General features: G+C 69.3%; 12 protein-coding genes. 6 read left to right on the top strand and 6 right to left on the bottom strand.

Going from position 1 to position 15,416, the window contains the following annotated elements; translation table 11 throughout:
• Positions 1-8: 8 nt before the first annotated feature.
• From ACTWP6_RS24430 to ACTWP6_RS24410, 5 genes are all read right to left on the bottom strand, one after another.
• Entirely contained in the window at positions 9-191 is a 183-nt protein-coding gene (locus tag ACTWP6_RS24430) for a hypothetical protein (RefSeq protein ID WP_260756511.1), read from the bottom strand.
• A 98-nt stretch (positions 192-289) separates the two neighbouring features.
• Complete coding sequence (locus ACTWP6_RS24425) at positions 290-2,476, bottom strand: acyl-CoA dehydrogenase (RefSeq protein ID WP_443189012.1); 2,187 nt, start codon at positions 2,474-2,476, stop codon at positions 290-292.
• Between the two features lie 58 nt (positions 2,477-2,534).
• On the bottom strand, positions 2,535-3,482 hold the full coding sequence (locus tag ACTWP6_RS24420) for a 2-hydroxyacid dehydrogenase (RefSeq protein WP_443189025.1): 948 nt from the start codon (positions 3,480-3,482) through the stop codon (positions 2,535-2,537).
• Positions 3,479-4,612, bottom strand: coding sequence for an alpha/beta hydrolase (locus tag ACTWP6_RS24415; protein ID WP_443189011.1), 1,134 nt, complete (start codon positions 4,610-4,612; stop codon positions 3,479-3,481). The genes ACTWP6_RS24420 and ACTWP6_RS24415 overlap by 4 nt, the downstream gene beginning before the upstream one ends.
• Positions 4,609-5,247 (bottom strand): TetR/AcrR family transcriptional regulator, encoded by a 639-nt coding sequence (locus ACTWP6_RS24410; RefSeq protein WP_260756514.1) that lies wholly within the window; start codon positions 5,245-5,247, stop codon positions 4,609-4,611. Before ACTWP6_RS24410 ends, ACTWP6_RS24415 begins: the two co-directional genes overlap by 4 nt.
• A 119-nt stretch (positions 5,248-5,366) precedes the next feature.
• Here ACTWP6_RS24410 and ACTWP6_RS24405 point away from each other — a divergent pair, with 119 nt between their 5' ends.
• Positions 5,367-5,951 carry a VOC family protein gene (locus tag ACTWP6_RS24405; protein WP_443189010.1) on the top strand — a complete coding sequence of 195 codons (585 nt, stop codon included), beginning with the start codon at positions 5,367-5,369 and terminating at the stop codon, positions 5,949-5,951.
• On the opposite strand, the gene ACTWP6_RS24400 is transcribed toward ACTWP6_RS24405, so the two are convergent.
• A complete protein-coding gene (locus ACTWP6_RS24400; RefSeq protein ID WP_260756517.1) occupies positions 5,939-6,568 on the bottom strand; it encodes a TetR/AcrR family transcriptional regulator in 630 nt (209 codons plus the stop codon). The two genes, ACTWP6_RS24405 and ACTWP6_RS24400, sit on opposite strands and share 13 nt — an antisense overlap.
• A gap of 85 nt (positions 6,569-6,653) precedes the next feature.
• On the opposite strand from ACTWP6_RS24400, the gene ACTWP6_RS24395 reads away from it, so the two are divergent.
• The 5 genes from ACTWP6_RS24395 to ACTWP6_RS24375 all read left to right on the top strand — a co-directional run bounded on the left by ACTWP6_RS24395 (position 6,654) and on the right by ACTWP6_RS24375 (position 15,414).
• Positions 6,654-7,568, top strand: a complete 915-nt coding sequence (locus ACTWP6_RS24395; protein ID WP_443189009.1) for an oxygenase MpaB family protein — start codon at positions 6,654-6,656, stop codon at positions 7,566-7,568.
• Positions 7,569-7,734: 166 nt separating this feature from the next.
• Complete coding sequence (gene eccA, locus ACTWP6_RS24390) at positions 7,735-9,582, top strand: type VII secretion AAA-ATPase EccA (RefSeq protein WP_443189008.1); 1,848 nt, start codon at positions 7,735-7,737, stop codon at positions 9,580-9,582.
• On the top strand, positions 9,579-11,123 hold the full coding sequence (gene eccB / locus ACTWP6_RS24385) for a type VII secretion protein EccB (RefSeq protein ID WP_443189007.1): 1,545 nt from the start codon (positions 9,579-9,581) through the stop codon (positions 11,121-11,123). Before eccA ends, eccB begins: the two co-directional genes overlap by 4 nt.
• The gene (gene eccCa / locus ACTWP6_RS24380; RefSeq protein WP_443189006.1) at positions 11,120-15,106 is read left to right on the top strand and encodes a type VII secretion protein EccCa; all 3,987 of its coding nucleotides are present in this window, start codon (positions 11,120-11,122) and stop codon (positions 15,104-15,106) included. The genes eccB and eccCa overlap by 4 nt, the downstream gene beginning before the upstream one ends.
• Positions 15,106-15,414, top strand: coding sequence for a PE family protein (locus ACTWP6_RS24375; RefSeq protein ID WP_443189005.1), 309 nt, complete (start codon positions 15,106-15,108; stop codon positions 15,412-15,414). The genes eccCa and ACTWP6_RS24375 overlap by 1 nt, the downstream gene beginning before the upstream one ends.
• Positions 15,415-15,416: the final 2 nt, after the last annotated feature.

Here is a 15,416-nt window from a genome sequence, read left to right as displayed (position 1 = left end):
GCCGGTTCTCAGGCGGTGCCGTCGGCGCCGCCGTCGTGCCCTTCGGGGTTGCTGCCGCCGTCGGCGGGACCTTCACCGCCGGCGGTGCCGTCGGCGCCGCCGTCGTGGCCCTCGGGGTTGCTGCCGCCGTCGGCGGTGCCTTCTCCGCCGCCTCCCGGCGTGGTGGTCATGTCATCGTCGTCGAGTGCCATGAGCGTCTCTCTTCCGCTGTGATCTCTAAGGATTCTGCTTGCGCGGACTGCGCGCGATGGGATTGCCCGGCGGAAGTTCACCCGAAACGCGAACTGGGCTACGGATCCCTGGGCAGTCCCAGCAGGCGCTCGGCGATGATGTTGAGCTGCACCTCGGAGGTGCCGCCGTAGATCGTGGTCGCCCGGCTGGCCAGCAGGTACTCGGCCCAGCGGCCGGTGAGCTGCTCGGGATCACCGATGACGGCGTCGGTACCGAACGAGGACACCGCGAACTCGGCGTAGCCCTGACCGGTTTTCATCGACAGCAGCTTCGAGATCGCCGCGGCCGGCATCGGATCGCCGCCTGCCAGCGTCAGCAGTGTCGACCGCATGTTCAGGATCTTGGCGGCATGGCCCTCGGCGATCAGCACACCGGCGTGGTTCTGCGCGATCTGGTCGAACTGGCCCTCGCCGACGAATTCGACGAACTTGTCCAGGCTGGGCAGGAACGGCGGCTCGCTGCTGCCGATCGACACCCGCTCGTTGGTCAGCGTGTTGCGGCTGACCTCCCAGCCGCGGTTCACCTCGCCGAGCACCATCTCGTCGGGGACGAACACGTCGTCGATGAACACCGTGTTGAACATCGCGTTGCCGGTGAGCTCGCGCAGCGGCTTGACCTCCACGCCCTCGCTGTTCATGTCGAGCAGGAAGTAGGTGATGCCGTTGTGCTTCGGCGCGTTGGGATCCGTCCGCGCCAGCAGCGCGCCCCACCGGGAGTACTGCGCGCCGGTGGTCCAGATCTTCTGGCCGGTGATGCGCCAGCCGCCGTCGACCTTGGTGGCCTTGGTGGTCAGGCTGGCCAGGTCGGATCCGGCGCCGGGCTCGGAGAACAACTGGCACCAGATCATCTCGCCGCGGAACGTCGGCGGCAGGAACCGCTGCTGCTGCTCGTCGGTGCCGAACGCGACGATCGACGGGATGATCCACGCCGCGATCCCCATCTGCGGTCGCTTGACCCGGCCCGTCGAGAACTCCTGGGCGATGATGATCTGCTCGATCGGGGTGGCCGCGCGCCCCCACGGCACCGGCAGGTGCGGCTGCACCCAGCCGCCCTCGGCGATGGCGGCATTGCGCTCCTCGCGCGGAATCTCCTTCAGCGCAGCCACTTCCGAGCGGATCTCGTCACGCAGCTTCTCGGTCTCGGGGTCGAGGTCGATGTTCAGCGGCCGCATCCCGCTGGTGGTGGCCAGGTCGACGACCCGCTGCGGGTAGTCCGACGCGCGGCCGAACGCCGCGGCCAGCACCAGCGCGCGCCGGTAGTACACGTTGGTGTCGTGCTCCCAGGTGAAGCCGATGCCGCCGTGCACCTGGATGCAGTCCTGGGCGCAGTGCTGCGCGGCGACCGGAGCCAACGTCGCGGCCGCTGCAGCGGCGAATTCGTATGCGCTGTCTGGGTTTTCGTGCATTTCGTCGATCGCGCGGGCAGCATCCCAGACCGCGGCGGTGGCCCGCTCTGTCTCGGCGATCATGTTCGCGCACTTGTGCTTGATGGCCTGGAACTGTCCGATCGGGCGGCCGAACTGCTCGCGGATCTTCGCATACCCCGAGGCGGTGTCGGTGGCCCAGCGCGCGACACCGATCGCCTCGGCCGACAGCAGCGTCGTGATCAGCGCACGGGCGTGCCCGCGGCTCAGGTTGGCCAGCACCCTGTCGTCGCCGACCTCCACGGCGTTGGCCCGCACGTGGGCCACCGGCCGCAGCGGGTCGACGCTGCGCACCGGCTCGATCTCCAACGTGGCGGCATCGAGCACCACCCACTCCTCGCCGGATTCGATCGCGACGGGCAGCACCAGCAATGACGCCTGCGCCGCGGCGGGCACCGCGCGCACCTCGCCGCGGATCACCAGCCCGTCACCGTGCCGCGTCGCGGTCAGGCCCGAGTCGATCGCGTAGGCGGCGATCACCTCCCCGGAGGCGAGGCCGCCCAGCACCGCGGCGTCCGGGTCGTTCGCGGCGATCAGCGCGCTGGCGATCACCGACGGGACGAACGGTCCCGGTACGGCGCCGTAGCCGAATTCCGCGGCGACGATGGCCAATTCGAGGATCCCGAAGCCCTGCCCGCCGACCGATTCGGCCAGATGCACGCCGTGCAGACCCTGCTCGGCGGCGGACTTCCAATAGGGCGGCGGATTGGGGACGGGGTTCTCGAGGGCTTCGTGCAACACCTCGGACGGGGCCACCCGTGCGACGAAGGCGCGCACCGAATCGGCCAGGTCGTTGTGCTCTTCAAGGATCGCGATGGGCATTGCTGCTGCACCTCTTCACGTCGTCGTGACTGGTCCCAACCGGTTGGTTGGGTCGAGATTACCTGGGCACCTGGTTCACCACGTTGGCGAGGTCGCGGCCGTCACGCAATCGTTCGCAGTTGTCGACGGCGAAGTCCAGGTAGCGGCGCATGGTGTCCACGGTGTACCAGGTCACATGCGGGGTCAGCACCACATTGGGCAGGCTCAGCAGCGGGTTGTCGGCCGGCAGCGGCTCCACGCTGAACACGTCCAGACCGGCGGCGGCCAGCTTCCCGGCACGCAGCGCGTCGACCAGCGCCCCCTCGTCGACGATCGGCCCGCGGGAGGTGTTGACCAGCACCGCGTCATTCTTCATCCGGGCCAGTGCGTCGCGGCCGAGCAGGCCGGCAGTGTCGGGGGTGAGCGGCAGATGCAACGACACGATGTCGCTGCGGGTCAACAGGTCCGGCAGCGCGCACCAGCCGGGGCTGCCGTCGTCGCGGGTGCTGGTGTAAAGGACTTCGGCGCCCATCGCCACCAGGATCTGCTCGACCTGTCTGGCGATGTTGCCGTACCCGACGAGCCCGACGGTGCAGCCGCCGATGTCGCGCACCGTCTCGCCGAGCGTCGGATCCGACGGCCAGCCGCGGCCGTCGCGGGTGGCGCGGTCGAGTTCGGGCAGTCTGCGCAGCGCGGCCAGCATCAGCAGCAGGGTGCCCTCGGCGACCGACGGCGCGTTCGCGCCGGGCATGTTCGCCACCGCCACGCCACGCGCGGTGGCGGTGTCCACGTCGATGGTGTTGACTCCTGCGCCGAGCTTGTGTATCAGCCGCAGCCGCGGCGCCCCGGTCAGGTCATCGCCCGACAGCGGCCGCAGCACGTGCCAGAGCACATCGGCCTCGGGCAGCTCCCGGTAGAAGGTGGCGTCGTCGTCCTCGGCGCAGAACCGGACATCGAGCCAATCAGTGTGCGGGGCAAGAAATCGCGCGACCTTATCTCCGGGAACGAAGTGGGCGAGCACTCTCACCAGCGGCGTGCGATCCACTTGGCGATGGTATCGGCCTTCTCCGACCGCGCGCCCGGGGTCGTGAAGTAGTGATCGGTGTCGATCGAGCACATCGTCTTGTCGGCGCCGCCGAGCGCGTCGTGGATGCGCTGGGCGTCGGACGGATAGACGCCGGTGTCCTGTTCGGCGTTGATCACCAACGCCGGAGCGGTGATCCGGGCCAGGTGCGGTTCGGCCCGGGTCTGCGCGTGGCGCAGGCTCCACATGCTTAGCCAGTTGCGCAGGGTGCAGGCCGCGGCGATGCCGTGCGTGGACCGGTTGGCCTTGGCAGGCACACCGGCATAGCACATGTTGGCGGGCCGCTTCGTGGGTTCCAGTGTGGGGTCGACCATGCGCGGGTCGGCCCAGGTGCGCATGACGGTGAACGGCCGGTCGGAGAAACCGGCTGCACGGACGCGGGTCAGTTCGGCCTCGGCCCAATCGGTGATGGCTTCGTTACGGGCGACCTGGGCGTCCCGGTACCGGGTGACGAACTCCTCGCTGAACGGGGGTCCGTTGCGTTCGTTGAACAGGTCCAGGTCGGGATCGGTTGCCACTGCGTCGTTCTCGTCGACGACGGAGGCATCCATCCATGCGGTGAGCACGTCGGGGCGGCCGGGATGGGCCGCGCTGGCGACGTAACCGTCGGCCGGGGGCAGGTCGTCGAGTCCGGCGGCGGGCCGCATCCCTTCCAGCGGGGTGACGTGCTGGTCGACGGCGTTGGCCTGATAGGCGGCCATCAGCGATCCGCCTCCCGAATTGCCGAGCAGTATCACGGTTTCGATGCCCTGCACCTCGCGCAGCCAGCGCACGCCCACCCCGATGTCGACGAGCGCGTGGTCGAGCAGGAAGCTGGATTCGAAGCCGCGGAAGCGGGTGTTCCAGCCCAGAAAGCCGATCCCGCGGGTGGCCATGTAGTCGGCGAGATAGTGCTCGGCGAAGTCGATCTGGTAATGCGTGGCGATCATCGCCACTTTGGGCTTACGGCCCATACCGCGGTGGTACAGGCCCTGGCACGGATGTCCGCCGGAGCCGGCACGTCGGGCGGTGGGCGAGTCCAGGCCGACGAATTCCCTTGTGACGCCGGGTGTCTGGGTGGCTGTGCGGCTCATGACGGGCGGGCCTCCGGGTAGTAGATGGTCCGGTAGAAGATGTCGGCGAGGGTCTTGATGCAGGACTGGTCGTCGACGGCGCCGGGGCCGTCGGGATTCACACCCGAGAGTTGGGTGTAGCAGAACTGGTTGAGCATCGACACCAGCGCCACCGCGACCAGGCGGGCGTCGTTGTCCTCGCAGAAGCCGTCGCGCTGGGCGCGTCGGACCAGCGAGGTGATCAGCGCGATCGGCAGTTCGCAGATCTCGGTCCAGTACTCGGCGAAATCGTCGCTGATCATCGCCATCTGGCTGACCGCGATGATCTCGGCCAGCCGGTTGCGGTAGGTGCTCCAGTGGGCGGCGGCGGCCTGGTAGGACCGCTCCCAGTTGCTCAGACCCGGCTGCGCGGCGGCCAGTGACCGGGTGCGGGCCTCGTCACGGAAGCGCACCGCCCATTCGCGGACCATCGCCTCCTTGGAGTCGTAATAGTTGTAGAACGACGCGGTCGACTTCCCCGCCTCGCCGGCGATGTCGGCGATGGTGGTGGCCAGGATGCCCTTGCGGGCGATCACCGACCGCGCCGCGGCGTCGATCGCGGCCTGCGTCTGACGCCCGCGAACCGTCGGAAGCTCCTCACGGGGACTGACACTCACTCGTGCACGGCTCCTTGCGGTCATTGCTCTGAAACTGAATCTGATGTTAGATTCAGTTTCGATTCCGCGCGCCGAAATCGCATTCCGGCAGGTCACAGGGGTCGAAGGAAGGCGGGATCGTGATCAAGCCCAGCAACACCAACTCCGAGTTCGAGCTCGGCGGCATCAACCATGTGGCCCTGGTCTGCTCTGACATGCAGAAGACCGTCGACTTCTACAGCGGTGTGCTCGGTATGCCCCTGGTGAAGTCGCTCGACCTGCCCGGCGGTATGGGGCAGCATTTCTTCTTCGACGCCGGCAACGGCGACTGCGTCGCGTTCTTCTGGTTCGCCGACGCGCCCGACCGGGTGCCGGGCATCTCCTCTCCCGAGGCCATCCCGGGTATCGGCGACATCGTGAGCGCTGTGAGCACCATGAACCACTTGGCCTTCCACGTTCCCGCCGAGAAGTTCGACGAGTACCGGCAGCGACTCAAGGACAAGGGGGTGCGGGTCGGCCCGGTTCTCAACCATGACGAGAGCGCGGTCCAGGTGTCGGCGACCGTGCACCCCGGGGTGTACGTGCGGTCCTTCTATTTCCTGGACCCGGATGGAATCACACTCGAGTTCGCCTGCTGGACCAAGGAATTCGGCGAGTCCGACACCACCACGGTGCCCAAGACCGCCGCCGACCGGCGGGTGCCGGTCGCCGGTCAGTCGCGGTAGAGCGCCGGATTGCCGAGCTGGTCGATCAGCGCGCCGAGCTGGTCGGCCAGCTCGGCCGGGGTGAAGTCGAGGTCGCCGGCCAGCCAGGCGCTCAATGTCTGGACCACGCCGCCGACGACGAAATGCCCCGCCGCCCTGATCCGCTCATTCTGTTCCAGCTGCAGCGCGGTGCCCGCGTGCCGACCTGACAGCAGCGCGAACAACGCGCCGGACTCCGCCCGCTTGCGCACCACCACCGGGTTGTCCAGCCGCACACTGAACAGCAAGCGGCCGACCCGGGCGTCGTCGGAGATGGTGCGCACGATGTTGGCCATGCCCTGGCGGCTCTGCTCGCGCGCCGGCGCGGCCGCGACCACGGCCTGGGTGGTGGTGGCGATCTGTGCGATCACCCAGTCGAAGACGGCGCCGACGAAGACGTCCTTGTCGGTGAAGCTCTCGTAGAAGTAGCGCGCCGCCAGGCCGGCCTGCGCGCAGATCGCCCGCACCGTGAGGTCCGGGGGCGCGTCCCGCCCACCGAGAAGATCCAGCCCGGCCTCCAGGAATCGACGGCGGCGCTCGGCGACCCGCTGCGCGGCCTGCACCCCGCGGTACGGACGGACCTGGGCCATGGCACCCATATTGACACTTCCCGTGCCGGGGTACCAATATCAGGAAACAGGCGTTCGCAGATTTGCGCCGCCACCGCCGAGAGGAGTGTTCGCCGTGACGTTGGACGAGACGATCAGTGCGCCGGTACCGCTTGTCGAACGTCCGGTGAGCGATACCGCGTCGCGGTCGCCCCGGCGCCGTCGCGTCCGCAGGAAGGCCGGTGCCGACGACGGCATGCTCGGGCTGGGGCTGCTGGCCGGACCGGCGAACGTGATCATGCAGCTCGCCCGTCCGGGCGTCGGCTACGGCGTGGCGGAGAGCCGGGTGGAGAGCGGCCGGATCGACCGGCATCCGATCAAGCGGGCCCGCACCACGTTCACCTACCTCGCGGTGGCGACCAACGGCACGCCCGAACAGCAGGCGGCGTTCCGGCGCGCGGTCAACCGCGCGCACGCGCAGGTGTTCTCCACCGACGAGAGTCCGGTGAAGTACCACGCCTTCGACAAGGACCTGCAGTTGTGGGTCGGCGCCTGCCTCTACAAGGGCGTGGTCGACGTGTACCGGCTGTTCGAAGGCGAGATGGACGACGAGACGGCCGACCGGCTCTACCTGCAGGGCCGCGCGTTGGGGACGATGCTGCAGGTTCCGCAGGACATGTGGCCCGCAGACCGGGCCGCGTTCGACCGCTACTGGCAGAAGTCGCTCGACGAGGTGCACATCGACGACACCGTGCGGGAGTTCCTGTATCCGATCGCGGCGTCCCGGCTGCCCGGCCTGACGTTGCCCGGCCCGCTCCAACGGCAAGCGGACAAGGTGGCGCTGCTGATCACGACGGGCTTCCTGCCGCAGCGGTTCCGCGACGAGATGGGGCTGCCGTGGGACCCGCAGCGGCAGCGCAGGTTCGAACGGCTGATGGCCGCGCTGGCGGCGGTCAACCGCGTCTCGCCCCGCGTCGTGCGGCAGTTCCCGTTCAACGTCCTGCTCAAAGACCTGGACTGGCGCATGCGCACCGGGCGGCCGCTCGTCTGACCGGTGACCCGGTTCACTCAACCGGGCCGCCCCGTGCATCTCGACACTTAGGCCATGCAATGCTAACTTCAGCGAAAGTTAGCTTAGCCATACCGAAGTCGTCGCAAGGAGATGCGGGGGAGCGCGATCCTGACAGCACCAGGGTCCGGCACCGCGAACACAGTTCATGGAATTCGGAAGTGACACGATCGCGGTTCCGGCCGGCAGCCTGCGCGTCGATCAAGAGATCGTCAGCCGGTTCGCGACCTGCTGCCGCGTGCTGGGGTTGTCCGTGCACGACCGCCGGCGACCGGCCGATCCGGCCGCCGCCCGGAGCGGTTTCGCGGCGCTGACGCGCATCGCGCACGACCAGTGCGACGCGTGGGTCGGGCTGGCCGCCGCCGGCGACGACGCACCGCATGTCATCGAGGCGGTGTGGCAAACTTCGGCGACCTTCGGGGTGCTGCAGCGGGAGACCCAGCTGGCTCCCGGCGCGCTTGGCTTCCACTACGACACCGGCCTGTACCTCCGGTTCCTCGCATGCACCCGCGACGACTTCGCGCTGGCCTACGCGGTGCGGCTGTGCGACGCGACCCGCTACGAAGAAGCCGACGAGCTGATCGCCGGCCTGCTGGAACGCCGGCCGGGCTGGCTGGAGGCGCGGTGGGTGCGCGCGGTGTTGCACTACCGGACCGCGCGCTGGTCCGATGTGGTGCGCATGCTGACCCCGCTGGTGGCCGATCAGTCCCTCGACGAGACGCCCGCACACGCGGTCCGCGTCGCACTCGGCACCGCGCTGGCCCGGCTGGGCATGTTCGCCCCCGCGCTGTCCCACCTGGAGCGGCCCGAAGGGCCCGTGGCCGTCGCGGCCGTGGACGGCGCGCTGGTCAAGGCGCTGGCGCTGCGCGCCCAGGGTGAGGACGAGGACGCCCACGAGCTGCTGCAGGAGCTCTACGCCGCCAATCCGGAGAACGCAGAGATCGAAGAGGCGTTGTCCGACAACAGTTTCGGGATCCCGACCACGACGGCGGCGCGCATCGAGGCGCGCAGCAACCCGTGGGACCCGGACACCGAACCCGGCGAGGCGGACTTCGTCGACCCAGGCGCGAAGGACCGCAAGGCTCACCTGCTCGTCGAGGCCGAGGCCGAGCTCGCCGAGTTCATCGGTCTCGACGAGGTCAAGTATCAGGTGGCCCGCCTGAAAAGCTCGGTCGCCATGGCGATCCGCCGCCAGGAGCGCGGCCTGGCCGTCGCCCAGCGCACCAACCACCTGGTGTTCGCGGGCCCGCCCGGAACCGGTAAGACCACGATCGCCCGCGTGGTCGCCAAGATCTACTGCGGTCTGGGCCTGTTGAAGAAGGAGACCGTGCGCGAGGTGCACCGCGCCGACCTCATCGGTCAGCACATCGGTGAAACCGAGGCCAAGACCAACGCGATCATCGACAGCGCACTGGACGGCGTGCTGTTCCTCGATGAGGCCTATGCGCTGGTCTCCACCGGAGCCAAGAACGACTTCGGCCTGGTGGCCATCGACACGCTGCTGGCCCGGATGGAGAACGACCGCGACCGGCTGGTCGTCATCGTCGCCGGCTACCGCAAGGACCTCGACACGTTTCTCGACACCAACGAGGGTCTGCGGTCACGGTTCACCCGAAGCATCGACTTCCCGTCCTATTCAGGAAAGGAGCTCGTCGAAATCGCCACACGCATGGCCGAGAAGCGTGATTCGCGCTTCGAGGACGCGGCCCGCAGGGACATGGAGCGTCTGTTCGAGTACCTGGCGCAGGCCACCACGCCGGACGCCAACGGGGTGAACCGACGCAGCCTCGACATCGCCGGCAACGGCCGCTTCGTGCGTAACCTCGTCGAGCGTTCCGAGGAGGAGCGTGAGTACCGGCTCGATCATTCCGACCACGACGACTTCACCGACGACGAGCTGATGACGATCACCGCCACCGATATGTCAAACTCGGCCGGCCCGCTGCTGCGCGGGCTCGGTCTGTCCATGCCGCAAGAGCTTTCGGAGCAGCGGTGAGTACGCCCGAGGAGGAGCGCCGCTCGTTCGCCTCCCGCACCCCCGACAACGAGAATCCCGACCGCGTCGCCTACCGGCGCGGCTTCGTGACCCGTCACCAGGTCACCGGCTGGCGTTTCGTCATGCGCCGCATCGCATCCGGGGTAGCACTGCACGACACCAGGATGCTGGTCGACCCGCTGCGCACCCAGTCCCGCTCCGTGCTCGTGGGCGCGCTGATCCTGGTCACCGGACTGATCGGCTGCTTCCTGTTCTCTCTGATCCGTCCGTCGGGGGCGGCGGGCACCGACGCGGTGCTGGCCGACCGCGACACCGCGGCGCTGTACGTCCGGCTCGGCGAGCAGCTGCACCCGGTGCTGAACCTGACCTCGGCCCGCCTGATCACCGGTCGTCCCGACAACCCGGCCATGGTCAAGAGCAGCGAGCTCGACCGCTTCCCGCGCGGGAACATGATCGGCATCCCGGGGGCGCCGGAGCGCATGGTTGCCAACACCACCCGCGACGCGTACTGGACGGTCTGCGACGCGGTCGCCGGCACGGTCACCGGTGTCACCGTGATCGCCGGCCGCCCCGCCGAGGGCGGCGAGCGTGCCGCCGCGTTGCCTGCCGGGCACGCGGCGCTCGTCGAGAACGGCGGCCGCACCTGGCTGTTGTGGGACGGCAGGCGCAGCCCGATCGACCTCGCCGACCGCGCCGTCACCGGCGGCCTCGGCATCGGCGTGGATGTCGCTGCGCCGCAACCGATCGCAACGGGGCTGTTCAACGCGATCCCGGAGGCGCCGCAGCTGACCGTCCCGGCGATCCCGGGAGCCGGACTGCCGTCGGCCGCCCCGCTGCCCGAACCGCTTCCGGTCGGCGCGGTCGTCGTGTCCTACGACACCGACAACGCGATCCGCCACCATGTGGTTCTCGCCGACGGTCTGCAGCCGGTTTCGCCGGTGGTGGCCGCGATCCTGCGCAATGCGAACTCCTACGGTCTCGCACAGCCGCCGCGGCTCGACGCAGACGTCGTCGCCAGGATCCCGGAGGCCACCGGCATCGACACCGGGGCCTATCCCACGCAGCGGATCACGCTCGTCGACGCGACCGTTGACCCGGTGATCTGTGCGGCGTGGTCCAAACCGGAAGGCGCACAGGAGAGTTCCCTGACACTGCTGTCCGGAGCGGTGCTGCCGGTCGCCGACGGGGTGCGCACCGTGGAATTGGTCAGCTCCGGAACCCCCGGCGGTCCCGCCGACCGGGTCGCGCTTGCGCCCGGCACCGGCTACTTCGTCGACAGCGGCGGCGCGCTGTTCTGGATCAGCGACACCGGGGTGCGTTACGGCATCGACACGGGCGGCGGCGCCGCGGAAGGGGAAATCGACACCGTGGCCGCGCTAGGGCTGACCACCGCGCCGCTGCCCATCCCGTCGTCGGTGCTGTCCCAGTTCGCCGCCGGCCCGACGCTGTCGCGCACCGACGCGCTGCTGGCCCACGATTCGCTGGCCCCCAACCCGGCACCGGCCCGGTTGGAGACCACCTCTGCGTTGGAGAAACCATGAGCAGGCTGATCTTCGAGCACCGCAAGCGGGTGCCGGCGCCGGCGGTCCCGAAAGGTACCATCACCATCGAGCCGCCCCCGGAGCTGCCGCGGGTGGTCCCGCCGTCGCTGCTGCGGCGGGCGCTGCCGTACCTGATCGTGATCCTGATCGTCGGCATGATCGTCGCGCTCGTGGCCACGGGGCTGCGGATGATATCGCCGACCATGCTGTTCTTCCCGTTCGTGCTGCTGCTCGCCGCGACCGCGCTGTACCGGGGGACCGACAACAAGATGCGCACCGAGGAGGTCGACGCCGAACGCGCCGACTACCTGCGCTACTTGTCGGTGGTGCGGGACAACGTACGCGCGCATGCCGACGGACAGCGCGCGGCGCTACAGTGGTCGCATCCGGAACCGGCTGCACTGGTGGCTGTCCCGGGAACCCGCCGGCAGTGGGAACGCGATCCGCACGACCCCGACTTCCTGGTGCTGCGCGCCGGACTGCACGACCAGCCGCTGGCCACCACGCTGCGGGTCAAGGACACAGCCGATGAGATCGACCTGGAACCGGTGTCGCACAGCACGTTACGAAGCCTTCTCGACACCCAGCGCACCGTCCACGACGCGCCCACGGGCCTCGACCTGACCAGGGTCGCACGGATCACCGTGACCGGGGACGACGCCGCGGTCGTCGGCGCGGTGCGGGCCTGGCTCACCCAGGCCGTGACCTGGCACGACCCGTCGGTGCTCGGCGTCGCCTTCGCGGGTGCGCGGCTGGAGTCCGACTCGTGGTCATGGCTGAAGTGGTTGCCGCACACCGATATCCCGGGACAGGTCGACGGTGTCGGCACGGCCCGCTATCTGGCCACCGACGCCGCCGCGCTGCGCGCGCTGCTGGCCCCGGCGTTGGCCGAACGGGGACCGTTCACCGGGGACGGCCCGGCCGACGCCAAACACCTGCTCGTCGTGCTCGACGACCCCGACGCCGACCCCGACCAGTTCATCGGCCGGGGGCTGGCCGGCGTGACGGTGATCCACCGCACCGACCGGGACCCCGACCGCGACCAGTATTCCGATCCGGAGCGGCCCGTCCTGCGCGTCGCCGCAGGACGGATCTCGCGCTGGCAGAACGGAAGCTGGGCGCCCTACGTCGACACCGCTGACCGGATGGCAGCCGAGGACGCCCGGCACGTCGCGCGACGGCTGGCCCGCTGGGACTCCAACCCGCACCACGGCCGGTCCGCGAGCACCGGGGGCGCGGCGTTCACGACGCTGCTCGGCATTCCGGATGCGTCGGCGCTCGACGTCGCGGCACTGTGGGCGCCCCGCAACCGGGACGACGAACTGCGGGTACCCATCGGGGTGACCGCGACGGGAGAACCGCTGATCTTCGACCTCAAGGACGAGGCCGAAGGCGGGATGGGCCCGCACGGCCTGATGATCGGCATGACCGGGTCGGGCAAGTCACAGACCCTGATGGCGATCCTGCTGTCGTTGTTGACGACTCACCCGGCTGACCGGCTGATCGTGATCTACGCCGACTTCAAGGGTGAGGCCGGTGCGGACATCTTCCGTAACTTCCCGCAGGTCGTGGCCGTCATCTCCAATATGGCCGAAAAGCGCTCGCTGGCAGATCGATTCGCCGACACGCTGCGCGGTGAGGTGGCCCGGCGCGAACAGCTGCTCAAGGAGAGCGGCCGCCGGATCCAGGGCAGCGCGTTCAACTCGGTCACCGAGTACGAGAACGCGATCGCAGAAGGCCATGACCTGCCGCCGCTGCCCACGCTGTTCGTGGTCGCCGACGAGTTCACTCTCATGCTGGCCGAACACCCCGAGTACGCCGAGTTGTTCGATTACGTGGCCCGCAAGGGCCGCTCGTTCCGCATTCATCTGCTGTTCGCGTCGCAGACGCTCGACGTGGGGCGGATCAAGGACATCGACAAGAACACCTCGTACCGCATCGGTCTGAAGGTGGCCAGCCCGAGCGTGTCCCGGCAGATCATCGGTGTCGAGGACGCGTATCACATCGAGTCCGGCCGCGAACACAAAGGCGAGGGCTTCCTGGTGCCTGCACCGGGCGCACTGCCGATCAAGTTCCGCAGCACCTACGTCGACGGCATCTATGAACCGCCGCGGGTCGACAGGTCCGTCGTGGTGCACGCGATCCCCAAACCCCAGCTTTTCAGCGCGGGATGGGTCGATCCCGAACCCGACACGGTCATCGTCGAAGACGGCGCAGACGTCGAGGTGCTGCCCCCAAGGAAGCTGACCACCACGATCGGCGAACAGCTCGCGCAGTACGGGCCCCGCGCACCCCAGCTGTGGCTGCCCCCGCTGGACGAGCCGATCGCGCTGCGCGACGTGCTGGAGCGCTCCGGTGTCAGTGCGCGGCAGTGGCGCTGGCCGCTCGGCGAGATCGACCGCCCATTCGAGATGCGCCGCGACCCGCTCGTCTTCGACGCCACGTCGGCGGCGGCCAACATGGTGATCCACGGCGGCCCGAAGTCCGGGAAGTCCAGCGCGCTGCAGACTTTCGTGCTGTCGGCCGCGGCGCTGCACGCCCCCGGCGAGGTGTCCTTCTACTGCCTGGACTACGGAGGCGGCCAGCTGCGCGCGCTGGAGAACCTGGCCCACGTCGGAAGCGTGGCCTCCCCGCTGGAGCCCGAGCGGATCCGCCGCACGTTCGGCGAGCTCGAGCAGCTGCTGCGGCTCCGTCAGCGACACGGCGCGACCACGGGCAACGGCGGATATCGCGACGGGTACGGTGAGGTCTTCCTGCTGATCGACAACCTGTACGCGTTCAGCCGCGACAACACCGACACGTTCAACGCACGGAACCCGTTGCTGGCGAAGGTGACCGAGCTCGTCAACACCGGTCTGTCCTACGGCATCCACGTCGTGCTCACCACTCCGAACTGGCTCGAGGTGCCGCTGGCGATGCGCGACGGCCTCGGGCTGCGGCTGGAGCTGCGGCTGCACGACGCGCGCGACAGCAACGTGCGTGTGGCGGCCAAGGACGCAGCGTTGCGCCGGCCCGCCGAGAGCGTGCCCGCCGATCAGCCCGGGCGTGGCCTTACCATGGCCGCCGAGCACTTCCTGTTCGCCGCCCCGGCGCTGGAGTCCATTCCCGCGCTCAACGCCCGCTACCCGGACCAGAGCGCGCCGCCGGTACGGCTGCTGCCCACCGACCTCTCGCCGGCCGCGTTCCCGACGCTGTACCCGGCAGCCGAGCGGGTGGTGGTCGGCCAGCGCGAAGAGGACCTGGCCGCAGTCACCGTCGACTTCGGCGACAACCCGCTGATGATGGTGTTCGGCGACGCCAAGACCGGCAAGACCACCCTTCTGCGGCACCTGATCCGCACGGTGCGGGAGAACTCCCACCCCGACCAGGTCGCGTTCACCGTGATCGACCGGCGGCTGCAGCTGGTCGACGAACCGCTCTTCCCGGACAACGAGTACACGCCCAACATCGACCGGATCACCCCTGCCATGCTCGGACTGTCGGCGCTACTCGAAAAGCGGCGTCCACCAGCAGGTCTGAACCCGCAGGAGCTGAGTCGCTGGGACTTCCGGGCGGCGGATAACGGTGCGGGCAACCACCTGCACTACCTGATCATCGACGACGTCGACCAGATCCCGGACGGTCCCGCCGTCAGCGGCCCGTTCGCGGGGCACCGTCCCTGGACGCCGCTGATCGGACTGCTGGCCCAGGCCGCCGACCTGGGCCTGCGCGTGATCGTCACCGCCCGCGCGGCCGGCTCGGCGCACGCGGTGATGACCGCGCCGTTACTGCGGCGCCTCAACGATCTGCAGGCCACCACGCTGCTGCTGTCCTGCAACCCCCAGGACAGCGGCAAGATCCGTGGCCACCGGTTCGCCCGGCTCCCGGCCGGGCGGGCGATGCTGCTCGATGATGCAGACAGCCCGACGTTCGTCCAGCTCGTCAACCCCCTCGCCGAGGACACGGCCGCCCGATCCGGCCACAGCGGAAAGGAATACAGCTGATGACCCTGCGCGTAGTCCCCGAAGGCCTGACGGCGGCCGCCGCGGCGGTGGAGGCACTGACCGCCCGGATGGTCGCGGCGCACGCCGCCGCCGCGCCGCTGGTCACCGCGGTGTTGCCGCCGGCAGCCGACGCGGTGTCCCTGCAGACCGCCACCGGGTTCAGCGCCAACGCCGCCGAACACCAGACCGTGGCGGCCCAGGGCGTCGATGAACTCGGGCGGTCCGGCATCGGCGTCGGCGAGTCGGCCGCCAGCTACGCCGGCGGTGACGCGATGGCCGCATCGTCCTACCTGATCGCCCGAGGCTGAGC

The sequence above is a fragment of the Mycobacterium sp. 4D054 genome (genome assembly GCF_052245755.1).
GTDB lineage: Bacteria > Actinomycetota > Actinomycetes > Mycobacteriales > Mycobacteriaceae > Mycobacterium.
This window is presented reverse-complemented; position numbering and strand designations above follow the sequence as displayed.